Source organism: Streptomyces sp. NPDC093260 (genome assembly GCF_040683715.1).
GTDB classification, from domain to species: domain Bacteria; phylum Actinomycetota; class Actinomycetes; order Streptomycetales; family Streptomycetaceae; genus Streptomyces; species Streptomyces sennicomposti.
In genome coordinates this window covers 71,081-93,831 of sequence record NZ_JBFBEK010000008.1, presented here as the reverse complement: position 1 = coordinate 93,831, position 22,751 = coordinate 71,081, and the positions used below count along the sequence as shown (strand labels likewise).

Below are 22,751 nucleotides of genomic sequence, written 5' to 3'. Positions count from 1 at the left end.
AAAAGCAAGGTCGCGTACGCGTCGCGGGGCACATGCCCTGCAGAGGCGCAGAGCGGCTGGTTCGTCAGGCCCCGGACGCCCAGGTGGCTCCGGCACGGCCGATTGCGGGCGGGTTCCGGTCGGTCGGAACAGCATGATCTCCGAGTGCTGCTTCTCCACACCGTAGGCATCGGCTTCATTCGGCCACCGCCGGGGCCGGCTCTGCCGAGGACCGTGTGGGGACAGCGGCAACGCCACGGGACCACACCTGCACTTCGAGATGTCCAAGGGTCCCACTGGCCCTACGGTGCAGTCGCCGAGCCCAGCTGGTGAACCGGCGCGCAACCGAGGAGGTCCCACGTTCGGGGGCGTACGGTGGCGGCCCGGTGCATCACCCCGGACGATGGTGACGAACCCTCGGCACGGCAGCGGATCCCCCGCGGCATCGCCGCGTTCGTCTCTCCCGGCGCCACACACGCGCGCGGGGCCGGTCTACGGTCTCAGGAGGTGATCCGGTGCGGACTCCCAGCAAGCCGCACAACGGCTTGCGCCCGAGAGTATTGCGGCCCACGCTGAACACGCGGCGGGCCCGGCTGAGCATGGCCGTGATCCTGCTGGTCCTCCTCGCGACGACGGTGCTGCTGAGCTGGTTCGGCCTCGGGAACTTCGCACATGCTCTGACCTTTCCCGGTCGCCTCACCGGTGCCGTCCTCATCACGGCCGCCTTCACGACGCTCGTGGCCGCCGGCGCGGTCCTGGACCACTGGGTCGGGCACAACTTCCAGCAGTCCGGTCTGGTCGCACTGATCGGCGTGTTCGTGGCGCTCCTGATCGACGCCCTGCTCCTGCTCAGGACACTGAGAACCGGAGATCTCGTGGTCTTCCCCGCGCTGTTCGGCGCGCTCACGGCTGGGGCGGCATGGTCTCTCGTCACGGTGTGGCAGACGTCGGTCACCGTCCCCGCCCCGAAGCGGGTGGCCGCTGCACTGGTCGTCTCCTCGGCCGTCGCTGTCGCCAACTTCGGCTATCAGAACCTTTATCTGCCGTACCGGCGTGAGGCCAGGCCAGTCGTCACGTTGGCTGCGGGAAAGGCCGTGTTGAGCGAGGACGGCAAGGCCTTCGCCGTACCGGTCGACATCACGATCCAGAACCACGCCGACGTGGGGTTCTACGTGCTCGGCACGGAAGTCCACGTCATGGGGGAACGAGTGGAGCTGAGCCCCAGGGACCGCCTCCGCCAGCAGTGGCGCAGCGATGCCCAGCAGTTCGCCCAGTCCTCGGGGGAGATGAACCCGCTCTCCCGCAGGGAGATTCACCAGCCTGGAGAGCTGGTGGAGGCCAAACCCTGGATGCTGCCCGGAAACTGGGTCGAGCCGAGCGACTCCTTCACCACGCGCATCATGATGCAACTACCCGTGGACACCGAGTACAACGAGGTGGCCTTTTACGCCACCGCCAGCCTTGCGCGCAAGGACCAGATCGTGCTGGATCCACCGCTCAAATTCGTGGCGACCTCATGGAGCGGCGGCAAAGACATCCCGGAGTGGGTGAAAAAGCAACAGGCGGCTGGATTCGACTCCCTCGTCTACCGTGCCCGGGTGCACGAGAACAACTCGATCGACGAGAACATCAGGGAGCCGCGCTTCATCACTGTCTATTGGACGTTCGGCACGCATGGCGCGTCCGTGCAGTCGACCATCACGCGAGAAGGGGGCGACAACAGCAGCGAACCGTCCGGGGAGGCTCTACGGGAGCTGGTGAGCCGGTACGGGTTTGTCGATCTCCTCGCCGGCCCCGTCGAGCGGACCTTGTGGGACATCAAGAGCCGGCGCTGAGCTGCTCCAGCCAGGCCACCAGGGCGAGTGAACTGTTCATCCGGTCCCACGAGTACGCGTCCCCTATGCCGAGCTGCGCCTCCCGCACGGCCTGGCACAGCGTCTCAATGTCGAACATCTCCGTGACCAGCGGATGTTGCGCCGAGCGGCACATAGCGATGAGTTCGTCGCCGTGTGCCCGCAGGCCACGGGCGTAGAGGGCGTCGAAGGGAGTCTTGACCGTCCTGTCGCGGATCGGCGCCGGGAGCAGGTCCGCCAGAGCCTCGCGGAGAACGGCTTTCGGACGGCCCGGCCGGAACGTGGCCGCGGCGGGGAGGCGGCTCATCGTGGCGACGACCTCCGGGTCGAGGAACGGGTGCGAGAGGAAGAACCCGTCCCGCCCGGCCCGGTGCCAGGACAGCGGATCCGGCGCGGCGACGTAGTTGGCGGCGTCGTACAGTGCCTGTTCCGGTCTGCGCCCGAACAGGAAGCGGCTTTCCGCGATGCCGGCCTCCCGGTAACCGTGGGCCCGCGCGAAACCGGGCCGTACCCATCGTGGGCGGTTGAAGGTGCCCAGACCGCCCAGGATCGTTCCGCCACGGGCCAGTGCCGCGATCCGCTCGGTGGTGAGCGGGAAAGTCGGCTGCACCACGTAGGCGTGGACGACCTCCCTCAGGCCCCGGTCGCTTCCCGCAGCCCATGTGTGTGCCTGCCGGGTCATCTGCCGTAGCCGGCCCGTGCGGGCGAGCCTGTGCAGGTGAAACGGGTTGGCGTCGGCGATCGGGTCGGCCCCGCACCCGGTCAGGAGGGTGTCACAGCCCAGTTCCGCCGCCGCGGCGTGAAGTCTGCTCCAGAACGGGGCGCGGAACGCGTGCGTATGAGGCTCGTCCGTGTTGCCCGCGTGGTGGGCGAAGTCATCGAAGTCGGCCAGGTCGTCGGCGTCGACGATCACCGGATGCGCATCGGGTGCGTGCCTGCGGATCTCTTCCAGGGCGGTGTCGAGATAGGACTGCTCCGCCGCCAGCTCTCCGTGGGAGAAGCGCCCGGAGATCAGGACGAGCTCCCCGGGGCCGCCGTGCCCTGCGACCAGCAGGCGCGCGGCGAGCAGCGCGACGCCCGTGGAATCGGTGCCGCCGGAGACGTGGCATGCCGTCTTCTCACCCATGCGGCGTCCAACAGCGGTTTCCAGGGCCCGGCGCAGGCGCTGCGCCGCCTCGCCGAGACGGACTCCGTCGAGTGTGGACGCAGGCGGGCCGGCGGCGGGGTGGGCGGGGCGCAGGCTGCGGCCGCGCAGCTGTCCGGTGAGGGAGAGCTCGACCACCTCGCCACCGAGGACGCGGTGCACGTCGATGAAGGGGGTGAGGCCGGTGTGCGGTTGCGCCATGTTCCCGGTGAGGTACCGACAGAAGTAGCGGGGCTCCAGCTCGGTGGCGCGGCCCAGGGCACGAGCGGAGGTGCTCACGGCGTCCACGCGGCCGCCGAACGTCCGGAAGAACAGGGGGATGCGGGCCTGCTCGTCACGCGTCAGCAGGATACGGTCGCGGCACACCAGAACGGCCGCGTAGTCGCCGACGGGCATCAGCGGAGCCGTTTCCCGTCGGCGGAACGCGTCGAGGAGGACGTGTGCGCCCGTCACCCGGTCGCGGGCCGAGCCGACCCAGCCGACGACGGTGGCGGTGCCGACTGGCGAAGAGACCGTAGTCACGAGTCCCTTACGCGCTGCGTCCTCGTCGGTCCGGAGCCTCGGCCTGCCACCGGCCCAGTCAAGGCGGAGCGCATCCATGTCACCGTCACTCGCCGTCGATCGTCAGCACCGGCGTGAAGGCGTGCCCTCGCGGATCTGCGTCGGGAATGCACAGCCCAGCGGACACCGTCCAGGCGTGCAGGGCGAAGGGGTGTTCACGCACACCGACGTGGAGCACGGCCTTCAGACCGCGCCGCCGCAGCAGGACGAAGGCCGTCACCGCCTCGGACTTGCAGTCGCCGTCGACCAGCCAGCTGCCGCGACCGCGCGACTGCACCGCTCTTTTCAGCCTCAGGACCTCATCCGTGCGGGGGTCGTCCGCGCGTGCGTACTGGGGGGCGGCCAGGGACAGCAGCCGGAGGACCCGCCCGAATCCCACGGTCTGCATCAGCAGGTGCACTCCGCGCAACCAGATTCCCACGCCGGCGTCCGCGGCCGCTCCACGGCGGTCCCGGGCGCAGCCGGCCGCCAGGAGGACGGCGACCAACTCCGCGCGCTCCTCCGGGCTCCCCTCGGTGATCTTGCGGACGTCCGCCGCCGCCATTCCGAGGAAACGCGTCCGTTTCCAGTCCGCGATCAGCGCTCCGCCGGACATCCCGGTGACACGGCAGTGCGGTGACAGCATCCTCGCCATGACCGCCAGAGCATCGGAGTCGTCTGCCACCGCACTTCCTCCGGTTCACCGTGAACGGGGCTAACCCATGTAACCGTGACCGTCTTGCAGTCCGCCGCTGAAGCCCCGGATCAGACGGCCGTTGCCGAGGAGGACCAGCCGATGTGGCTTACGGCGTCGCAGCAATCGAAGAAACATCGTCCACCTCCGGTCCAGGCCGAGCAGTGCATCAACTCCACGCTACTCCGCCCGAAATGCCCCGCAACCGGACTGTGGGGCCGGTCGAGCCGTCCTCCCATGACCGTGCGCCACGCAGGGCCGCATGCCGCAGCGTCACACAGATGTGGGAGATGTCGCCGGTGCGGACCGCGCTGCCAAGGAAACCTGGCGTTCGACACCGACCCGCGACTTGTCGCAGGACCACGCGACGGCCCCGCCGTCACGGTGGCATCCGCTCTGATGAACCCGGGGACGCACTGTCACGTCGTCTTGGCCCAGTTGACGTCGGCCCAGCGCCCTTTCGACGCCGGCGTCGACGTACCGGAGTGGTCGGGCGAGGTGGTCGCCGGAGTACAGCAGGCCCGGCCGTGATCAACGGCGTCACCATGCCCCGCTACAGCACCATCCCGACCGCGGACGCCCTGGTCAACCCGATTTCGTACGCCGCGTTCGCCCAGGAGACCGCGCTGGGCGAGGACACCCGGTTCGGTGCCGCCCGGCCCCGGCTCTGAACGTGGCGCTCATGGAGCACCCGTCGCCACCGCCACCGAGGGGGCATCCCTTGCAGCGCGCCCTCGTCCTCGACCCGGCCACCGGAGATTTCCGCGCCCCCGCGGAACAACTGCAGGACAAGGCAGGCAAGCTCGACGCCCGGCCCCGCACCGTCGCCGAACACGCCACCTTCCTCACGGTCGAACGGTCTCCCTGAACAACGAAGCCGGGGCCGGGCGAGGAGCTCGCCCGGCCCCGGCGCCTCACGGAAACCGGTGTAAAGGGTCATCTCGACAGTCACGGCGGCACGTGCCTGGGCCGTCATCAGTTTGGAAAAGCCGTTCCGCAACCTCTGCCGTACAACCAAGAGTTGCATGCCGAAGACCTTCTCGACGGCCGGGCGCTGCTGCACGAGCGGCCGGGCACCGCACCGGGCGGTGGTCGGACCTCTCATCAGCGTCTCCAACGGCGCATCCAGGACCTGTGGCACCACCTCAGGTCACAGGTGCGACAGGGGAGGACCAGCTAGGCCGGGTCCGGAGACCAGTAGTCCCCTCGCAGGACCGCGGCATGCACCTGGGCATGGTCAGGCCGCTGGCGCGAATGCGGTGAGGGCGTCGGCGAGGTCTGCCGGGGCTTCCACAGGGATCAGGTGACCAGTGTGGGGGAGCACCGTGAACTCGGCTCGGGAGAGGTACGGCAGCAGGTTGGCGCGGAGCACATCGACAGGCTCGACCTGGTCGTTCGCTCCGGCGATCACGAGGGCGGGGACGCTGATCGAACGCGTGTGTCTGGTGATGTCCTGCGCGATGCCGCGCAGCGGCCACTCGGCACGGGCGGCTTCGGTGACGTTCCGGGAGTCCGCCGCGATCTGTGCCTTGACCGGCGCGGGCAACTCGGTGGCGGTCAGGATGTGGTCCCGCGCCCCGGCGACGGACTCGGCGGAGTCGTAGGCGTGGGAGAGGGTTTCCCGGTACTGGTCGGTGATCTGTGGGGCTGGTTCCGCCGGGCCGGGGGCGACGAGGACGACGCCGCGCAGGCCGACGGGCCTGGCGGCCGCGACCAGCTGCGCGACCTTGCCGCCCATGGAGTGCCCCACCAGGACGTAGTCGGTGACCGCCGCGTCGGCCAGCACGGCGAGTGTGTCGTCGGCGAGTTGTTCGAGGGTGTAGGGGCCGGGCAAGGTCTTCGACCGGCTCCATCCGCGGAAATCGACCGCGAGCGTGTCACGGTCCGCGAGGCGGCTGACGAGGAGGTCCCAGGTGCGGGCGGAACCACCCCAGTAGTGCGGGAACACCAGGGTCGGCCCGGCCCCGGGCCGGTGGTCGTAAACGGGCAGGTGCGTCTGGCGCGTCGTGTTCACAGTGGCTCTTCCGTTCGGCGTGCTGGGTGATTACCCGCTGCGTCCATGGAACTCTGCGTGCCCGGACGGGGCATCGGCGTGACTGGTCGTCCGATGGTGGAAAATGGACTCGTGAGCGTGATCCGGCACATGACCTACCAGCCCGCGGGGCGCCGGGCCACCGCGGTCGAGACGATGACGTTCGACCGCCTGCGCACGCTGAACGGCGGCGGCACACAGCGCGCCGACTTCCATGTCCTCGCCGTCGTCGACGCCGGACAAGGCGCTGTCACGGTGGACTTCCTCCACCACCCGCTCAAGGAGCGGTCCGGCGTGTGGATCCCGCCCGGCGCGGTGCACCGGTGGGACGACATCGCCGGTGTGGCAGGGCACCTCGTGCTGTTCGTGCCGACCGCGCCGGTCACCCAGGCCACCCGGGAGCTCGTCGCGTCCCCGGACCTCGCCGCGCACTGGAGCGTCCCCGACGCCGACTGGCCCTTCGTCGACATGGCACGCGACCACCTCCTCCTGGAGACGTCCGCTCCCCCCGAGAACGCCCCGGCGGAGCTGCCCCGGATCCTGCTCTCCGCGCTCATCGCCCGGTTGCGGCCACCGCACGCCCGGGCACCGTCCCCTCACCCGGTGTTCCCGTTGTTCCGCTCCAGCGTCGAAGCGCACTTCCGGCAGCACCACGACGCCGGCTACTACGCCCGCACCTTGGGATATGCGCCCCGCACCCTCTCACGAGCGGTGCAGCAGGCCACCGGCCGCACCGCGAAGGCGTACATCGTCGACCGGATCGTCCTGGAGGCCAAACGACTCCTCGCGCACGACCGCCTCACCGCGGCTCGCTGCGCCGCCACGCTCGGCTTCCCCGACGCGTCGAACTTCTCGGTGTTCTTCCGCAAGGCGACAGGCATGCGCCCGGGTGCGTGGCAGGCGGCCGCCACCGTCGAGTAGGAGCGGACGTGGCCGCCTGCCACCGCATCTCGGATACCGCCGGTGCCAGGCAGGCCGAGGGACGAGATCCGAAGCCGCACGATCCGTGTGTTCGTGCCGCAGGGGACGACGAGCCGGTGCCGGTCAGGGCAGGAACTCGCTGCGGGAGCGCGAGTCGGAGCGGAGCAGGCCGAGCTGGGCCGAGGTCATCGTCGTGGAGCCGGTGGCCTGGACGCCGCGAGGGGTCACGCAGGCCTGCTCGGCATCGATCACCACGCCGACGTCTTGGGGTTCGAGGGGGTCTGCGGCCAGTCGGCGATCTGCTGGGGCAGGCGTTTCCGGTCCTGTGGACGGCGGACGAAGTGCTCGCCGACGCGGGCGAGTCGGGCCAGTCCCAGGAGGCGACCGCCGGGCCGGCTGCCGACGTGGGTGGTGTTCCCGCGATCGGCGGTGTGAGCGGAGCTTGCGACGGACCGGCTGATGGAGGGCGGTTGCCACCGCGCTGTGGCCCGGGTGAGCGACAGCGTCCTACCCTGCTGATTACCCTCCGTATGTCGCCACAGGCGCCACTGATGTCCCAGGAGCGCGCGGCCGACGCCCCTCGGGCGGACGGCCGTTGACCAGCAGACGCACAGGAGTCCGGCTTGCGGTCAGACCGTGACGACGATCTTCCCCGCGTGGAGTCCTTTCTCCAGACGGCGGTGCCTCGGTTCCGAGTGGGGATGCTATGCGGCCCACGCGCGCTCCAGATGGCTGCGGAAGGTGGCGGGCTCTCGGCCGATCAGCTCTGCCAGCGTCGGGTCGACAGCGGTGAACTCTCCGCCGCGCGCCGCGGTGAAGACGCTCAGCATCAGGTCGGCGATCGGGGCCGGGGCGCCGTGCGCCAGGGCCTGCTCGCGGAAGACGTCGTCGGGGACGACGGTGCGGGTGAGGGACCGGCCGGTGGTCTGGGACGCGATTTCGGCGACGGTGTCGAAGTCGAGCGCCGCCGGGCCGGTGAGCGGCGGGGTGGGCCCGTCGAAGCGGGTCTCCTCGGCGAGGATCACCGCGGTGGCCTCGGCGAGATCGTCGTGGCCGGTCCAGGCGACTGGGCCGTCGGCGGGGAGGGCGATGTCGCCGGTGTGGCGGGCGGGTTCCAGGAACTGCAGGGCGCTGGAGGCGTAGAAGCCGTTGCGCAGCGCGGTCCAGGGCAGGCCGGTGGCGCGCAGCAGGTCCTCGGTCCGGGCATGGTCGCGGCACGCCTGGAAGCGGGAGTCGTGGGCGGCGCCCATCTGGCTGGTGTAGAGGATGCGGCCGACGCCGGCCTGCACGGCGGCGTCGATGGCGGCGCGGTGGCCGCTGACGCATTCCTGGCCCGTGCGGTCGAGGGAGACGAGGAGCAGTTGCTCGGCGCCCTCGAAGGAATGCACGAGTGAGGCGGGGTCGTCGAAGCTGCCCTGCCGGACGCGCACACCGCGGTCGGCGAGGTCCTGGGCCTTGCGGGGGTCGCGGACGCTGACGCCGACGCGGTCGGCGGGAACGCGGTCCAGGAGGCGCTGGACGGTGCGGCGCCCGAGCTTTCCGGTGGCTCCGGTCACGATGATCACTGGGTTCTCCCGACACTGTTTCCGGTGGAATCAACTCAACGATAACACCGGAAGTTCCAGTGGAATCGAATTATCGGTATCATCGACTCATGGCTACGCGCGAGTCCACTGACAGCTCTCGGCGCCGCATCGTCGAGGCGGCCGTCGAGCTGCTGGAGAAGGGCGGCCCTGACGCCGTGAGCACCCGCGCGGTCGCCGCCGCGGCCGGAATGCAGCCGCCGGCGATCTACCGGCTCTTCGGTGACAAGGAGGGGCTCCTCGAGGCCGTGGCCGAGCACGGTTACGCGCAGTTCCTTGAGAAGAAACGCGCGCAGCTCGACCCGGCTCCACAGGACCCGGTGGAGGAGCTGCGCTGCGGCTGGGACATGGTCGTCGAGTTCGGCGTCTCCCGCCCCGAGTTGTTCGCGGTGATGAACCGGGCCACTGGCCGGGCATCGGACACAGCGCACCGCGCGGGCCTGGAGATCCTCCACGGACGGGTGCGGCGGCTGGCGGCCGGGGGGTGGCTGCGGGTCGACGAGGAGCTGGCCGCTCAGATCATCCGGGCAACGGGGCAGGGCGCGGTCACCACGTGGCACTCCACCCCCGCGAACCGCCGCAATCCGGCGCTGTTGACCGTCCTGCGCGAGTCCATGGTCGCGGCCGTCACCCGCGCCGAGCCGGCGCTCCCCGCCACGGAGTCCGGTCCCGCCGCGGCGGCCCGCGCGCTGCGCGCCGCCCTCCCCGACGACGCCGATGTCCTGAGTGATGCCGAGCAGCGCCTGCTGCGCGAGTGGCTCACGCGCCTGGCGACGCACCCGAACCTTGACGCACCGCCTGCGTGATCGCTCGTCAGGCGTCCTCGTTCCCCTCGCCGCTCTGGGTGAACCACCGATTGGTTACGTCTCCTGCCGCTCCGCTCCGCGTGGCCCTGGTCAACGGGAGCTGCGAACAGCCCACGGTGACCGGAGTGGAGATCCTGCCGGACGCCTCACGGACGCAGGCCTCCAGACGGGTTCCGAGCCGGCCCGTCACCGCCTCCGGCCACAAGATCGAGCTGTGGCGGTCGGGCCTCGACGGTGGACCGGCAGCCGACGGCTCCCAGAGCCGAGCTCAACGCCGATGAGGTCGCGCACCCTGTCAGACCCCCACCCCCCGCTCCCACGGCACCCGCGGTCAAGCGGAACGGTCGCTGTCCCTTGTGGTGATCGGCACGGGCGGGGAGTACGTGGACGAACCGGGGGTATTTCGAGGCGGCCATGACCATGACCTGGGCCGGCGCCTGACCAGGGACGCCGCCCGTCGCCGAAGGGACACCGATGTCAGGAAGACTTCCCCGTGCCCGCCTGGTACTGACGCTCGCGGCCCTGCTGGGCCTGTCGCTCGGCGCCGCGCCCGCGACACAGGCCGCCCCGGCGGACGAGGGCACCGCGCTGCCGATCGCCTACCACTGCGATCTCGCCGTCGACCCGCTGCACAAGCAGCTGTTCATTTCCGACTACACCACGAGCAGCGTCCTGGTGGCCGACTACCAGGGCCGTCTGGTCCGTACGATCAAGGACCTGCCGGGCGTGTGCGACCTGGAGCTGTCCGCCGATTCCCGCACGCTGTACGCGCCGCTGGTGCTGGGCGACGCCATCAGCGTCATCGACACCGGTACCGGCAGGCAGCGCGCACGCTACGCCACCGGTGCCGGTTCGGCGCCGCGTCATGCGGCGCTGAGCGGGCGGACGCTGTTCTTCGGCTACGGAGAGCAGTGGGAGGCGAGCATCGGCTCGCTCACACTCGGCACCGACACCCCGCAGGTGCGTCTCGGGCTCATCCCCGAGGGTGACTTCAGCGGCGCGCCGCTCCTGGTCACCTCGCCGGCAGCGCCGGCCACGCTCGTCGCCGGAGACGAGAACACCTCTCCGACCCGGCTCTCCGTGTACGACGTCTCCGGGGGGAGTCCCGTGCCGCGCGCCACGGTGAGCGGTCCCGGCGGCGCCTCCAACTTCAGCGACCTGGCCATCACCCCCGACGGCAGGACGCTGCTGACCGCGTCCGGGGCGCCGTACCACCACCCGTCCTTCCGGCTGCCGGACCTGACCGAGGGGCACACGTATCCCAGCACGTCGTACCCCGCCGCCGTCGCGGTCTCCTCGCGCGGCGACGTCGCAGCCGGGGTGAAGAGCATCGAGCCGGACCCGGACGTGTATCTGTACCGTGCCGGCGCCGACACTCCCTACCGGACGGTGTCCCTCGCCCCCGCCACTGGTTTCGACGCCGGATACCTGCGACCCCATGGCCTCGCATGGACTCCGGACGGAACCCGCCTGTTCGCGATCAGCGGGCACAACGACGAGGAGAACCTGCGCCTCGTGGTCGTACCGGCAGCGAACGAGGCGACGACCGGTTAGCTCGGATTGAGTGAGCCGGATTGAGCGAGTGCGCGGGGAGCGGGGTCACGGATACGTCGGACCGGCCGGTCTGAGGACAGCAGCCGACCTGGCGCGGCGGTGGGTACCGGATCAGCTCGACGGCTGGATCGCTGGGCGATCGGCGGCGGAGCTGGTGGAATCGTCCGCCTTCGCGCCGGGGCAGGCTGGAAGCCGGGGGCCCGGCTTGGGCGGCGTGCTGTGGGGGCCGGGGAATCGCGGGCCGGCGAGCGGCGTTGGCAGCTGTATGGACGACGCAACCCCGTACGGCCGTGACGTGCGTGTCGGGTCCGACGTTTCGGCGAGCCGCGCACGCCTCGCGGCCGATCGTGCCGAAACACTCGCGCGGGCGGCCGCGCTGGGCCGCGAATTCGACGGGATCGTCGCGGCGAACGCCCTGGTCGCGGTCGATGACGAGCACGATCCCGATGGAGGCAGCACCGCCTTCGAGCGGGCCCACGTGGCCGCCCTCATGGCGCGGGCGCGCGAGCACCTGGAAGAACTGGACCGAGCACTGGAACGTGTCGAGTGCGGGCTGTACGGGCAGTGCGAAGGCTGCGGCGGGACCATCCCTCCCGAACGCCTGGAGGTCCGTCCGGCGGCCACCACCTGTGTGCGCTGCGCGCAGTCGGACCCGCGCCGACGCTCGTCCTGACGTCGTCCGCATCGCCGGGCCCGTCGGGACCGAGCGCCCCGGCCGGGCCTGTGGAGGACTCCTGAGTTGTCCGCATCCCCGTCCCAGTAGCCGTCGTGGCGGACGCGGCCGGCGTCCGCCATGCCTCCGGCAACGGACACCACCAGGCCCTGGACCGGCGCCGGGGAGCGCGAGAGAGGCCGCGCGGAGCCGGTGTGTCCGACGGGTGTCAGTCGTCGTCGCCCATGAAGTCTCCTATCGCGGCCGCGATGGCACCGGGCTGCTCGTCGGGGATGAAGTGTCCTGCGTCGGGCACGACGATGCCGGTGGTGTTGTCGGCCCAGGGGCTGATGGAGGCGGCCATGTCCGGAACGGAGCCGTGGCTGCTGGAGATTCCGAGGACGGGCACGGTCAGGTGCCGGCGTTCCAGCGCCGAGCGGTTCCGGCGCGCTGACTCCGCGGCGGCCCGGTAGTACGCGAGGGAGGCGCGCAGGCCGTCGTCGACGGCGACGGCCGCCGCGTAGTGGTCGAGCTCGGCGTCGTCGAACGTGTCGGGCGACAGGGCCTTCGTCCTCAGGAACCAGGCGACGTACTCGCGTTCGCGGCCGGCGAGCAGCGTCTCGGGCAGGTCGGGCACGGTGTGGAACGCGAAATGCCAGGTTTTCCACGCACGGTCCGGGTCGGTGGGGATCGTCTCCGGGAGAGTGATGCCGGGAATCCCGGCGTCGAGCAGAGCGACCTTGCGCAGGTGGCTCTCGAAGTCGAGGGCGAGGGAGAACGCGACCCAGGCGCCGATGTCGTGGGCGACCAGGGAGTAGACCGACACTCCGAGAGCCTTCACGGCGGTGTGGACGTGCGCGGCGGCCGCGTGCGTTTCGTAGCCGCTCTCCGGACGCTCGGAGTGGCCCTGCCCCGGCAGGTCGATGGCGATGACGCGGTACCGGTCCGTGAGGCCGGGCATCACCTTGCGCCAGGCCCACCAGGTCTGCGGGAAGCCGGCGAGCAGGACGACGGCCGGGCCGTTCGGCCGTCCGCCCTCGACGGCATGAAGGCGGACGCCGTCCGCGTCGATCCAGCGGTGAGTGAATCCGGCCAGATGTTGCAGGGGCAGGTCGCGGACGGGGTTGCTTTCCGAGACATGTGGAGTGCTGGTTGCTGGGCCCGTCACGGGATCCTCCGGTGGTGTCAGGTGTGCGGTTTGGGGGGTGCAGCCGACGGCGGTGGCCGGGAGCGCGTGGTGTGTCTCCCGCGCGGTCGCGGAGTGCGCGGCATGCCTGACCAGGACCACACCCGAACGCTAACACATCATGAACTGATTAGTTCAAGATAAGATGGCGCGGAGCATCCGCACCAACGAGGCATCGGCAAGGAAGTACCGCGCGTGGCAGGAAAGAAGCAGTTCGACGTGGACGCAGCGCTCGACGCCGCGATGATCCAGTTCTGGCGGGACGGCTACGCCGACACCTCGTTGGACGACTTGTCCCGGGCGACCGGCCTGAATCGCAGTTCCATCTACTCCTCCCTCGGCGACAAGGACACGCTCTTCCTGCGCTGCCTGGATCTCTACGCCGCGCGCTACGGCGAGAAGTACGACGCCGCCCTGGCGGGCGCCGCCCCGGATCCCGTCGCCGCTGTTCGTGCGTTCTTCGACGTCACCCTCGAGCGCATCGCCGATCCCGAACTGCCTGACGGATGTCTGATCGCCCAGTCCGCCATGGCGATTCCGGTGCTGAGCCCGGGCGTCGCAGCGCACGCCAAGCAGGCGCTCGGTTTCCAGCGCCTGCGCCTGCGCGCCGCGCTGAAGGCCGGCCGACTGGACGACCGGGACGCCGAGGCCTTCGCCGTGCACGTGGCGGCTGTGAACCAGTCGCTCGCCGTCATGAGCAGGGCCGGGGCGAGCCCGGAGCAGCTCCTGGCCATCGTCGGCGTGACCGCTGACGCGTTGTCGCAGGCGTTGCTCGCGTAAGGGGAGTGGAAACGCCGCAGTACGCGAGCATGGAGGCCCGCGCCGGCGAGGCCGGGGCCGGTGCCGGACAGTCGGAGGCGAGCCGATCCGGGGCGTCCCCGCCGGCCCGGTGGGCGCGGCGACGGCCTCGACCTGCACCACGAGCGCCTGACGGCGGGCGGACGCAGTGGCCCGGAAGCGGACGCGTTGGAGCGCCCGAGCCGACCGCCGCGTCCCTGCCCGGCTGCGCTCGCTCACCGGTCCGCGCCCGCCGTGCCGCCGCGTGCTCCGGGCTGTCGGAGATCCGTCGGCGGTGTACGTGATCTGTCGGCGATGTGTCGGTCGGGACTGTGACCTTGAGCGGGTCGGTGCTTCCTGCGAGCACCGTTCCGAGAGCAAGGAGCCTGTCACCGTGTCTTCCGTACCCCAGAGCCGGCCGTGGGACGTTCACCGGCTGCCGTCCGCCGAGGGCAAGACCTTCCTGATCACCGGGGGCAACGCCGGGATCGGTTACTTCGCCGCAGAACAGCTCGCCGCCACCGGCGCGGTCGTCGTACTCGGCAGCCGCGACCCCGCGAAGGCCGAGGCCGCCATGGGCTCGATCCGCTCCCGCGTTCCCGGCGCTCGCGTGCGGCACCTCCGACTGGACCTGGCCGACCTGTCGTCCCTGAAGACCGCGGTGGCCGGGCTGGACGTCGGTCGTCTCGACGCGGTGGTCCACAACGCGGGAGTCGCCCTCGACGCACCGCCGCGTCGCGAGACCGAGGACGGTCACGAGCTGATGTTCGGCACCAACCACCTGGGCCACTTCGCGCTGACCCAGTGGCTGGCCCCCCTGTTGTCCGCGGCGTCGGCGGGCCGCGTCGTGACGGTGGGGAGCTTCGCGGCCCGGTCCGAACGACTGGACCTCGGTGATCTGCAGTCGACCCAGGACTACCGGCCCAAGCGCACCTACGGCCGGTCGAAGCTGGCACAGATGTGCTTCGGCTTCGAACTCGATCGCCGCCTGCGTGCGGCCGGCAGCACGGTGCTCAGCGTGGTGGCCCACCCCGGCGGCGCGCTCGACTCCCTGACCCCGTCCCGCCCGCCGGTGTGCGAGACGAGCCGCGGCGAGCGACTGCGCGCCCTGCCCTGTGCGCTTCTGGTGCAGGGCAAGGCCGCCGGAGCATGGCCCGTCGTCCGTGCCGTCCTCGACCCGGAGGTGCGGGGAGGGCAGCTGTGGGGGCCGCGGGTCTTCGGACTGCGTGGCGCACCCCGGCGCGAGCCCGTCCCCTCCCACATGGCCGACCCGGGTGTCGCCGCCGGTCTGTGGGCAGCGAGCCAGGAGCTGGCCGGCACTGATGCACGCCTCGGCTTCCGGTAGGCGAGCAGCCGCTCGCACCCGCTTCGCGCGTCCGCCGCCTCCGGGCGGAGACACCGCCGGCTGACCCTGGTCGGCCGTGCCCCGTGCCGGATGTTCACCGAGGCGCGGGAGCATGCGCCGGTCCAGCTCACCGCGCGGCCCGCGCGGGCGTCCGCGACGGGGACACGGACGGCAGGGTGCGCAGTCGGCCGTGGGCCGAGCCGGGCCCGTCACCGCCAAGCCCTCCGCGACTGTTCGGGGTCGCACTCGACGGGGTGTCGCGCCGTGATCAAGGACTGGCCGAGTCCGGCCGGGTGCCGTCACCGGTCTCCAGTGTGGTGACCAGCCGGTGCAGAGCCGGTAGCGCCTGGTGCAGCGCCGCCCGGTCGGCGTCGGACAGCTCCTCCACGACGCGGGTGAGGGCCGCGGTGCTGGCCCGGTCGTAGCGCTCCAGCAGGTGGAGGGCTTCCTCCGACGCGGTGAGCAGCACAGTCCGTTGGTCGTGCTCGGGCCGGACCCGTTCCACCAGCCGTGCGGCGGACATCGCCCGGACCAGGTTGCTCACCGTGGACGGCGCCACCCGCACACGTGTGGCCGCCGCGCCGGGGCTGAGACCCTCCGGCGAGGAGGACAGGGCCCGCAGCAGTTCGATCTGTGCCTCCGGCAGGTCGGGCAGCCCCTCGGCGTTGCGGGTGGCACGCAGGACGGCACGCCGCAGCGGCCCCAGAAGTCCGCCCAGTCCCGCCGCGACGCGCGCCGCCTCCGGTGTCCCGGGTGCGCCGTGCTCACCTGTCCCGTCCGCCGCTCTGTCTGTGTTGTGCATGCCCCATTGTGGACCGCGGCGATAGAGTTTTGTAGCAAACATATTTTGTGGCAAAGTGGTGTGGAGGGCGAGGGCACCGGACCGGCCGGACCCGACGCCGGCGGGTGACCGCCAGCCGCACAGCGAGGAGCACCACCATGACCACCGTGCACGACACCCCGACGACCGTCGAGAACCCCGTCCCGCCGCAGGATCTGTCCGGCATCGTCGGGCACCGGTTCATCTACACGTACGCCAACGGCTGGCAGTACGAGATGTACGTGAAGAACGCCACGACCATCGACTACCGCATCCACTCCGGGATGGTCGGCGGCCGCTGGGTGAAGGGCCAGGAGGTCGACCTGGTGCGGCTCGCCGACGACGTCTACAAGGTGTCCTGGAACGAACCGACCGGCACCTCGGTCGTCGTCAACGTGCTGCCCCGCCTGCGGGTCCTGCACGGCACCATCTTCTTCCCGCAGTGGATCGAGCAGGACGGCAGCAAGACGGTGCTCTACCAGAACGACCATCTGGAGGAGATGCGCGCCTACCGGGACGCCGGCCCCACCTACCCGATCTATGTCGTCCCGGAGTTCGCCCGCATCACCCTGTTCGAGTACGTCGGCGAGAACGATGAGAGCGTCGTCGCGGTGGGCCCCGAGGACCTGCCCCGAGGCTTCGCCGACCGCACCAACTGAAAGGCGGCACGGGTCTCAGCGAGCGCGCGCCAGACCTCCCCGAGGCCGGACCCGGCCCAGACCTCCGGTGCGACGGGGCGCGTTCAACACCGTGGGGTACGTGGCGTGCCACGCGTTCAAGCGCCACCACCTACTGGGAAGCCCGACGCCACCTCGTCCACGCCCCTGCGCGGCCGTCCGCACGAGCCGGGGCCGGACGACCAGATCGTCCAGGCGATCATCGACGACTGCACCCGCCCCGTCAGGGGTGCGGCCGGATGAAGACCCCGACCCGCGTGTCCTGTACCCGCGCGACACCGAGGACCCGGCCGTCCCGCGCCCGGTGACCCGCAACCGCACCGCGGCCCGACGAGCGGGCCCGCCCGCCGCAGATCGGCGGCCCCCGAAGGAGAGCAGATCGGCGGCCCCCGAAGGAGAGAGGTCGGAGGCCGCCGGAGCCGCGAGCGGCAGGCGCGGACCGGTTCGTCGGCCCCTGATCCTCAGGAGGGCGGCCGAAACGAACTCAGGTCGGCCCGGGGCCGCGCTCGCCGTTCCCGTCCAGTAACGCAGAAGTGCCTGCGGGATTCAGCCCGGCTTGGGCCAGGTGGCGTCATGCCACGTCGGTCCTGAGGGCTGATCGGTCCTGGCCGCCGCGGCCCTGCGTCGGCCGTCTCCCCGTCGTCCGTCTCCCGGCGGGCCGGGCCGTCGGATGGCTCGTAGGGTGGTCATGTGGCTGGTCGCGCTCGCCGGTCGCGATGGGCGTGCCAAGGACGGCAGACCGCGATGACGGCGGACATCGACTTCACGGCCTTCTTCGAGGCCACACCGAGCCCGTATCTGGTGCTGGACGCGGACCTGGTGATCCGCTACGTCAACCCGGCCTACCGCGCGGTCACCGGCCGCAGCCGGGACGAACTGCTCGACCGCCGCTTCTTCGACGCCTTGCCGGAGAATCCCAGCGCCCCCGACGACGCACAGCACAGCCCGAGGGCGTCGATGGTGCGGGTGCTCGACACCGGGCTTTCCGACACTCTGGCCCTGCAGCGGTACGACATGTCCGACCCACGCCGCCCGGATCAGTTCGAGGAACGGTGGTGGACCGAGGTCCACACTCCGCTCCCCGGACCGGACGGCGCGGTCAAGTGGATCGTCCAGCGGGCCGAGGACGTCACCGCCTTCGTCCTTTCCCGCCGGGCAGACGGGCTCACCGGAGAGTTCAACGAGCGGGAAAAGGGCATGGCGGCCGAGCTGTACATGCGCGCCCGCGAGCTGTCCCGGCTGAACCAGGAACTGCGCCTGGCCCACGCCCGGGAACGGAAAGTCGCCCTCAAAGACACTCCCTGACCGCGACCTTGGCGGTCGGTTCGGCCACCGTGGATCGCCACGCACCTCGCGTGCCGGTGCCGTGTGCGCCCCTGAGGGGGCGCACACCTCGCTGTCATGGGAGGAGATCAGCGGCCGCCGTGTCCGCCGCCGTAGCCGCCGTGTCCGCCGCCTCCGTAGCCGCCGTGTCCGCCGCCTCCGTAGCCGCCGTGGTCGAAGCCGCCGTAGCCGCCGTGGTCGAAGCCGTAGCCGCCGTAGCCGCAGTCGTCGCCCCACCAGCCGCAGTCGTCGAAGTGGTGAGAGGACGCGTACGAGGAGAGGTGGGCCGTGGGAGTCGCTGCGGCGGTCCCGGCCGCGCCGAGCGCGCCGCCGCCGGCCAGCAGGGCGCCGACCGCGGAGACGACGATCAGCCGCTTGGTGCGCTGCATGTTCATGGGAATTGCCTGCCTTTCGAAACCTCACTCAGCACACTGAGGTGAGGGCCGCGCCGTCGGGCGTGACAGTCGCGACGCGGTCCCGGCCGTGCCGCCCGCACTGTGAAGGGCACCCCGCGCAGGGGAGAGGGGATGGCATCCGGGCTCCGGACCGGAGGTGCTTCGCAGCAGGGCACTGCCGCGCACACGAGTTTTGTCGGTGCTCCTGGCCGCCGTAAGGGCAGAAAGGCCCCACCTCACAGCCGACCGGCCCTGCGCGTCGGTCCGCGCTGGTCGCCTCCGCCCTGACCACCGGCTCGGGCGGCTCGGTCACGGCCTCAGCGGTCACCCGCACCTGCCGGCGGAGGCGCGGCACCTCAAGCTTTGTGTGACTCGCGCACGAAGCAGGCCGTAGGCCCAGGGCTTCGGATCGACAGCGGTTACTGGGTGACCGCGTTACATCGGGGGCATCCTGGGCACTGGTGGGGGCCGGGGCAGCCGAGGAGGAGGGTCCGGTCATGCGGAAGTCGTCGCAGGGCGTTACGGTCGTGGCTCTCCTGGCGGATCCGGACGCGCCGACGGAGATCGCACGGCGCATGGCCCAGGTACTTCCCGCTCGGCTTGCCCGCAAGTCGGGCCAGGGGCGGCGGTTCGACGTGGAGGTGGTCAGCGAGCCCTTCACCGCAGGGACCGAGGACCTGCCGACGTTGACGCGCCGGATCATGGACCGCAGGCGGGCGGAGCGTTGGGACATCGTCGTGGCCCTGACCGATCTTCCACTGCACTCGCACGGGCACAAGCTCGTAGTGGAGCTGAGTCATGAACACGGCTGGGCGCTGCTGTCGCTTCCGTCGCTGGGAGGCCTGCGGCTTCGCAGAAGGGCCTTGCGGGCGGTGGAGGAGACCGTGCTCAGCTTGGCGAGTCAGCAAGCCACTGGGACCGGGGGAGTTCCGCGTCACCGGTCGCTGGGACGCTTCGTCAGCCGTCTCGCACCGATTCACCCGGGCCCGATCGGTGAGGCGGAGACGGCTGATCTGCGGTATGTCGTCAGCGGGCCGCGCGGTTATCTGAGGGTGCTCGGAGGTATGGTCCGAGCCAACCAGCCGTGGCGGCTGGTGCCGGGTCTGTCGAAAGCCCTGGCGGCCGCACTCGCCACGGGAGCGATCGCCACCGTGAACTCCACCCTCTGGAGCCTGTCCGAGGCCCTGAGCCTGCCACGCCTGGTGATCGCCATGGTCGGGTCCGTCGCGCTCATGATCGGCTGGCTGATCGTGGACGCGCACCTGTGGCACCGATCAACGGACCCCTCGCCGGAAGAGAGGAAGAGGACGAGCCTCTACAACGCGTCCACGATCCTGACCGTGGGAATCGGGGTGATCGTCTGCTACGCGGGTTTGATGGTCATCAACTTGGTGTGGGCCCTGTTCATCCTCAACGACCGCCTCTTCGCCTCCGTGACACGGACCCCGCTGCACGCCACGGAATACTGGACGCTGTCCTGGTTCGTCGCTTCGATCGCAACGGTGGGCGGCGCGCTCGGATCGGGCTTCGAGAGTGACGAGGCGGTCCGGGCAGCCGCCTTCTCCAGGCGTGAACAGGATCGTCGCCACATGCGCGAGGACGACGGTGACTAGGGACTCTCGTGCGGGCCCTGCCGGGCTCGCGGGGGTGTGATGCCGCTCCACCAGGCTCTTCGAGCAGGGACCCCCGCGCGGCGTTGTCGTCGGTTGTCATGGCTCCGCCATGTCACTCTCCTCCGCCTTGCGACGCTCCCGACTGCCTGAACGGCGTGGGAAGCGCCCCCATCACCGGACCCCGCTCCCTGATCCGGCCTGGTCCAAACGGAAGACCCTGGCTGGCGACCTGCGACGGGTCTTTGGCCGACCGGGCGCGAAGAGTCGGCTGAGCGATCGGTGCGTGGTTGTTTCGCGATGTGAGCCGAGGGGGACTCGCCCAGCACGCCGCCGGAGTGCCGAAGCTCCACTTGACGGCCCGACGGCAGACACCACCGTTCCACCCGATCCGGGTGGGCGGCCCGCAGAGGCGTGCCGAAGCCACGGACTCCGTCGTGCGCTTCCGGGAGCCGGGCTCTTTGCGCCGTCTCATCATCGCAGTGTCACGGTCGTACCGCGACACCGGGAGAAGTCACCATGAAGGCAGCGGTATACGAAGGACCGCGGACGGTCGCAGTGAAGGACGTACCGGACGCGAAGATCGAGCATCCCTGCGACATCATCGTAAAGATCACCACCACCAACATCTGCGGTTCGGACCTGCACATGTACGAGGGCCGCACCTCGTTCGAGTCCGGCCGCACCCTGGGACACGAGAACATGGGCCAGGTCGTGGAGGTCGGCTCGGCCGTCCGCAAGGTCCAAGTCGGCGAGTATGTCGTCCTGCCCTTCAACATCGCCTGCGGGTTCTGCAAGCAGTGCGAGCGGGGTCTGACCAACTACTGCCTGACCATGCAACCGCAACCTGATCTCGCCGGAGCCGCCTTCGGGTTCGCCGACATGGGCCCCTACCAGGGCGGCCAGGCGGAGCTGCTGCGCGTGCCCTACGGCGACTTCAACGCGCTGCGTCTGGGCGAGGACGCCGCCGAGCGGCAGACCGACTACGTGATGCTCGCCGACATCTTCCCGACCGGCTATCACGCCACCGAGATGGCCCACGTCAAGCCGGGTGACCAGACCATCGTCTTCGGGGCCGGTCCGGTCGGGCTGATGGCGACCTACTCCGCCCTCCTCAAGGGCGCCGGCCGCGTCTGGGTGGCCGACCACCAGCCCGACCGGCTGCGCAAGGCGGAGGAGATCGGGGCCATTCCGATCAACACCGCCGAGCAGGACCCGGCGGAGGTCGTGAAGGAGGCCACCCTCGGTCTTGGTGCCGACAACGGCTGCGAATGCGTCGGCTACCAGGCCCACGACCCTGAAGGACACGAGGACGCCAGTCTCACGCTCAACGGCCTGATCGACTCGGTCAGGTTCACCGGCGACATCGGCGTGGTGGGCGTGTTCCTGCCCCAGGACCCCGGCGGCACCGAGGCGCAAGGCGAGCTGGAGGCCCAGGGCAAGGTCCCGATCGACTTCGGCATGATGTGGTTCAAGGGACAGCGCATGGGAACCGGGCAGGCTCCGGTGAAGAGGTACAACCGGGCGCTGCGGGATCTGATCGCCGGCGGGAAGGCGAAGCCGAGCTTCGTCGTTTCCCACGAGCTCAGCCTGGACGAGGCCCCCACCGCCTACGAGCACTTCGACGCCCGTGACGAGGGCTGGACCAAGGTGGTCCTGCATCCCAACGGACACGGCAACGGCCATAAGCGGTAAGAGAGTTGCCGTCCGCCGTCCGCCTGTACCCCGTCTGCCCGGACCGGTCCGGGCAGACGGGGCGACGGCCATGCCGGGGCCGGACGAGCCCTGTCCGCGGGCGCTCCGCTCGGATCCGACCCAGCGGCGGTCGCCCGCGGCCCGGCCAAGAGGCGGAACGGCGGATCCCACCTCGACTCGGACTCGACAGGCAGGGCATGAACCCGCTCCTGAAGACCCTGGCACTGCCGGCGGTGAGCTTGTCGAGCCCACGGCGTGTGTCACGGCGCCGCGACACCGGACAGTCCTCACCAGCCCACCACTCCAAGGAATGAGTACCATGGCGCACCAACTCCGCGATCGGAAGGTCGCGATCCTGGCAACCGACGGCGTCGAGCGCGTCGAGCTCGAGCAGCCACGCGGCGCCCTGCACGGTGCCGGGGCGAAGACAGACGTCCTCTCCATCCATCCCGGCGAGATCCAGGCGCGCCAGGGGGACCTGAACTCCGCAGGGACCTTCTCCGTCGACCGGCTCGTCTCGGACGCCTCCACCGACGACTACGACGCCCTGCTGCTGCCCGGCGGCACCATGAACCCCGATCAACTGCGTGTGAACCAGGACGCCGTCGGCTTCGTCAAGGCCTTCGTCGACACGGGGAAGCCCGTAGCCACGATCTGCCACGGCCCCTGGACCCTGGCGGAGGCCGACGTCGTACGCGGACGCCGGCTCACCTCGTGGCCGAGCATCCGCACGGATCTGCGTAATGCGGGAGCCGAGGTCGTCGACGAGGAGGTCGTCATCGACGGCCAGTTCACCTCGAGCCGGTCGCCCGACGACCTGCCGGCCTTCTGCGCCGCCATCGTCGAGCAGTTCGCCCAGGCCGGCAGCCCGGTCTCCGGCGCCTAGCCGGGCGACGAGACCAGGCGCTTTCCGGGCCTTTCTGCAGGAGCGGGGACTCCTCCGGCCCGGGGCTGCGGGTGCGTACCGAGCACGAGATCTCGGTGATCGTCGTTGCGCAGCTTTCCGGTTACCCAGGCCGCCGGCCTTCCTGCCGCCGCTCATCTCGTCTACCTGGCGGTGTATCTGCCCGAGGAGCGAGAGTCCCCGCTCAGCGTGCACGGTCACGGCGGCGAGGCGGCCGAGGACCTGTGCGGCACAGCGCCCGTCGTCTTCGACGACCCCCGC

Annotated in this window: 23 protein-coding genes; 15 read left to right on the top strand and 8 right to left on the bottom strand. The window is 70.6% G+C overall.

The genetic code is table 11. From position 1 onward, the window contains the following. Window positions 1–494 precede the first annotated feature (494 nt). Entirely contained in the window at window positions 495–1,814 is a 1,320-nt protein-coding gene (locus AB0N63_RS12600) for a hypothetical protein (RefSeq protein ID WP_365527802.1), read from the top strand. Here AB0N63_RS12600 and AB0N63_RS12595 read toward each other — a convergent pair. Both AB0N63_RS12595 and AB0N63_RS12590 read right to left on the bottom strand, forming a co-directional pair. Next, window positions 1,798–3,498, bottom strand: a complete 1,701-nt coding sequence (locus AB0N63_RS12595; protein WP_365527800.1) for an asparagine synthase-related protein — start codon at window positions 3,496–3,498, stop codon at window positions 1,798–1,800. The two genes, AB0N63_RS12600 and AB0N63_RS12595, sit on opposite strands and share 17 nt — an antisense overlap. A gap of 85 nt (window positions 3,499–3,583) precedes the next feature. Further along, window positions 3,584–4,201 carry a lasso peptide biosynthesis B2 protein gene (locus AB0N63_RS12590; RefSeq protein ID WP_365527797.1) on the bottom strand — a complete coding sequence of 206 codons (618 nt, stop codon included), beginning with the start codon at window positions 4,199–4,201 and terminating at the stop codon, window positions 3,584–3,586. Window positions 4,202–4,737: 536 nt separating this feature from the next. On the opposite strand from AB0N63_RS12590, the gene AB0N63_RS12585 reads away from it, so the two are divergent. Together AB0N63_RS12585 and AB0N63_RS12580 are read left to right on the top strand one after the other, a co-directional pair. Continuing rightward, on the top strand, window positions 4,738–4,881 hold the full coding sequence (locus AB0N63_RS12585; protein WP_365527795.1) for a hypothetical protein: 144 nt from the start codon (window positions 4,738–4,740) through the stop codon (window positions 4,879–4,881). A 50-nt stretch (window positions 4,882–4,931) separates the two neighbouring features. Then, on the top strand, window positions 4,932–5,078 hold the full coding sequence (locus AB0N63_RS12580) for a hypothetical protein (protein ID WP_365527792.1): 147 nt from the start codon (window positions 4,932–4,934) through the stop codon (window positions 5,076–5,078). A gap of 369 nt (window positions 5,079–5,447) precedes the next feature. Here AB0N63_RS12580 and AB0N63_RS12575 read toward each other — a convergent pair whose 3' ends face one another. Beyond that, window positions 5,448–6,224: an alpha/beta hydrolase gene (locus AB0N63_RS12575; protein WP_365527790.1), complete on the bottom strand. Its 777-nt coding sequence runs from the start codon at window positions 6,222–6,224 to the stop codon at window positions 5,448–5,450. A 93-nt stretch (window positions 6,225–6,317) separates the two neighbouring features. On the opposite strand from AB0N63_RS12575, the gene AB0N63_RS12570 reads away from it, so the two are divergent. Then, window positions 6,318–7,163, top strand: a complete 846-nt coding sequence (locus AB0N63_RS12570; RefSeq protein WP_365528152.1) for a helix-turn-helix transcriptional regulator — start codon at window positions 6,318–6,320, stop codon at window positions 7,161–7,163. Between the two features lie 123 nt (window positions 7,164–7,286). On the opposite strand, the gene AB0N63_RS12565 is transcribed toward AB0N63_RS12570, so the two are convergent. Continuing rightward, complete coding sequence (locus tag AB0N63_RS12565; protein ID WP_365527787.1) at window positions 7,287–7,418, bottom strand: GTP cyclohydrolase I; 132 nt, start codon at window positions 7,416–7,418, stop codon at window positions 7,287–7,289. Between the two features lie 449 nt (window positions 7,419–7,867). Further along, entirely contained in the window at window positions 7,868–8,728 is an 861-nt protein-coding gene (locus tag AB0N63_RS12560) for an SDR family oxidoreductase (protein WP_365527784.1), read from the bottom strand. 89 nt (window positions 8,729–8,817) lie between these two features. Between AB0N63_RS12560 and AB0N63_RS12555 the strand changes: the two genes are divergently transcribed. The 3 genes from AB0N63_RS12555 to AB0N63_RS12545 all read left to right on the top strand — a co-directional run bounded on the left by AB0N63_RS12555 (window position 8,818) and on the right by AB0N63_RS12545 (window position 11,779). Further along, on the top strand, window positions 8,818–9,552 hold the full coding sequence (locus AB0N63_RS12555; RefSeq protein ID WP_365527781.1) for a TetR/AcrR family transcriptional regulator: 735 nt from the start codon (window positions 8,818–8,820) through the stop codon (window positions 9,550–9,552). 474 nt (window positions 9,553–10,026) lie between these two features. Further along, window positions 10,027–11,106, top strand: coding sequence for a hypothetical protein (locus AB0N63_RS12550; protein WP_365527779.1), 1,080 nt, complete (start codon window positions 10,027–10,029; stop codon window positions 11,104–11,106). A 265-nt stretch (window positions 11,107–11,371) separates the two neighbouring features. Beyond that, window positions 11,372–11,779: a TraR/DksA C4-type zinc finger protein gene (locus tag AB0N63_RS12545; RefSeq protein WP_365527777.1), complete on the top strand. Its 408-nt coding sequence runs from the start codon at window positions 11,372–11,374 to the stop codon at window positions 11,777–11,779. Between the two features lie 208 nt (window positions 11,780–11,987). Here AB0N63_RS12545 and AB0N63_RS12540 read toward each other — a convergent pair whose 3' ends face one another. Further along, the gene (locus AB0N63_RS12540; protein ID WP_365527775.1) at window positions 11,988–12,926 is read right to left on the bottom strand and encodes an alpha/beta hydrolase; all 939 of its coding nucleotides are present in this window, start codon (window positions 12,924–12,926) and stop codon (window positions 11,988–11,990) included. Between the two features lie 213 nt (window positions 12,927–13,139). Here AB0N63_RS12540 and AB0N63_RS12535 point away from each other — a divergent pair, with 213 nt between their 5' ends. After that, window positions 13,140–13,724 (top strand): TetR/AcrR family transcriptional regulator, encoded by a 585-nt coding sequence (locus tag AB0N63_RS12535; protein WP_365527772.1) that lies wholly within the window; start codon window positions 13,140–13,142, stop codon window positions 13,722–13,724. A 391-nt stretch (window positions 13,725–14,115) separates the two neighbouring features. Next, window positions 14,116–15,066, top strand: coding sequence for an SDR family NAD(P)-dependent oxidoreductase (locus AB0N63_RS12530; protein WP_365527770.1), 951 nt, complete (start codon window positions 14,116–14,118; stop codon window positions 15,064–15,066). A 268-nt stretch (window positions 15,067–15,334) separates the two neighbouring features. Here the strand turns inward: AB0N63_RS12530 and AB0N63_RS12525 are convergent, their stop codons facing one another. Next, window positions 15,335–15,868, bottom strand: a complete 534-nt coding sequence (locus tag AB0N63_RS12525; RefSeq protein ID WP_365527768.1) for a MarR family transcriptional regulator — start codon at window positions 15,866–15,868, stop codon at window positions 15,335–15,337. Window positions 15,869–16,005: 137 nt separating this feature from the next. Between AB0N63_RS12525 and AB0N63_RS12520 the strand changes: the two genes are divergently transcribed. From AB0N63_RS12520 to AB0N63_RS12510, 3 genes are all read left to right on the top strand, one after another. Beyond that, window positions 16,006–16,545: a phenolic acid decarboxylase gene (locus tag AB0N63_RS12520; protein ID WP_365527765.1), complete on the top strand. Its 540-nt coding sequence runs from the start codon at window positions 16,006–16,008 to the stop codon at window positions 16,543–16,545. A gap of 105 nt (window positions 16,546–16,650) precedes the next feature. After that, on the top strand, window positions 16,651–16,806 hold the full coding sequence (locus tag AB0N63_RS12515; RefSeq protein ID WP_365527764.1) for a hypothetical protein: 156 nt from the start codon (window positions 16,651–16,653) through the stop codon (window positions 16,804–16,806). Between the two features lie 501 nt (window positions 16,807–17,307). Continuing rightward, the gene (locus tag AB0N63_RS12510) at window positions 17,308–17,868 is read left to right on the top strand and encodes a PAS domain-containing protein (protein WP_365527761.1); all 561 of its coding nucleotides are present in this window, start codon (window positions 17,308–17,310) and stop codon (window positions 17,866–17,868) included. Window positions 17,869–17,975: 107 nt separating this feature from the next. Here AB0N63_RS12510 and AB0N63_RS12505 read toward each other — a convergent pair whose 3' ends face one another. Next, window positions 17,976–18,281 carry a hypothetical protein gene (locus AB0N63_RS12505; protein WP_365527758.1) on the bottom strand — a complete coding sequence of 102 codons (306 nt, stop codon included), beginning with the start codon at window positions 18,279–18,281 and terminating at the stop codon, window positions 17,976–17,978. Window positions 18,282–18,778: 497 nt separating this feature from the next. Here AB0N63_RS12505 and AB0N63_RS12500 point away from each other — a divergent pair, with 497 nt between their 5' ends. The 3 genes from AB0N63_RS12500 to AB0N63_RS12490 all read left to right on the top strand — a co-directional run bounded on the left by AB0N63_RS12500 (window position 18,779) and on the right by AB0N63_RS12490 (window position 22,472). After that, complete coding sequence (locus AB0N63_RS12500) at window positions 18,779–19,894, top strand: hypothetical protein (protein ID WP_365527755.1); 1,116 nt, start codon at window positions 18,779–18,781, stop codon at window positions 19,892–19,894. A gap of 516 nt (window positions 19,895–20,410) precedes the next feature. Beyond that, window positions 20,411–21,586, top strand: coding sequence for a glutathione-independent formaldehyde dehydrogenase (locus tag AB0N63_RS12495; RefSeq protein ID WP_365527753.1), 1,176 nt, complete (start codon window positions 20,411–20,413; stop codon window positions 21,584–21,586). A 319-nt stretch (window positions 21,587–21,905) separates the two neighbouring features. Further along, a complete protein-coding gene (locus tag AB0N63_RS12490; RefSeq protein WP_365527750.1) occupies window positions 21,906–22,472 on the top strand; it encodes a type 1 glutamine amidotransferase domain-containing protein in 567 nt (188 codons plus the stop codon). The last annotated feature ends 279 nt before the right edge of the window (window positions 22,473–22,751 follow it).

Coding starts and splice junctions, on each gene's coding strand:
- AB0N63_RS12570 (WP_365528152.1), top strand. CDS start 6,318: ATGGTGGAAAATGGACTCGTGAGCGTGATCCGGCACATGACCTACCAG.
- AB0N63_RS12555 (WP_365527781.1), top strand. CDS start 8,818: ATGGCTACGCGCGAGTCCACTGACAGCTCTCGGCGCCGCATCGTCGAG.
- AB0N63_RS12550 (WP_365527779.1), top strand. CDS start 10,027: ATGTCAGGAAGACTTCCCCGTGCCCGCCTGGTACTGACGCTCGCGGCC.
- AB0N63_RS12545 (WP_365527777.1), top strand. CDS start 11,372: ATGGACGACGCAACCCCGTACGGCCGTGACGTGCGTGTCGGGTCCGAC.
- AB0N63_RS12525 (WP_365527768.1), bottom strand. CDS start 15,868: ATGCACAACACAGACAGAGCGGCGGACGGGACAGGTGAGCACGGCGCA.
- AB0N63_RS12520 (WP_365527765.1), top strand. CDS start 16,006: ATGACCACCGTGCACGACACCCCGACGACCGTCGAGAACCCCGTCCCG.
- AB0N63_RS12510 (WP_365527761.1), top strand. CDS start 17,308: ATGACGGCGGACATCGACTTCACGGCCTTCTTCGAGGCCACACCGAGC.
- AB0N63_RS12505 (WP_365527758.1), bottom strand. CDS start 18,281: ATGAACATGCAGCGCACCAAGCGGCTGATCGTCGTCTCCGCGGTCGGC.
- AB0N63_RS12500 (WP_365527755.1), top strand. CDS start 18,779: ATGCGGAAGTCGTCGCAGGGCGTTACGGTCGTGGCTCTCCTGGCGGAT.
- AB0N63_RS12495 (WP_365527753.1), top strand. CDS start 20,411: ATGAAGGCAGCGGTATACGAAGGACCGCGGACGGTCGCAGTGAAGGAC.
- AB0N63_RS12490 (WP_365527750.1), top strand. CDS start 21,906: ATGGCGCACCAACTCCGCGATCGGAAGGTCGCGATCCTGGCAACCGAC.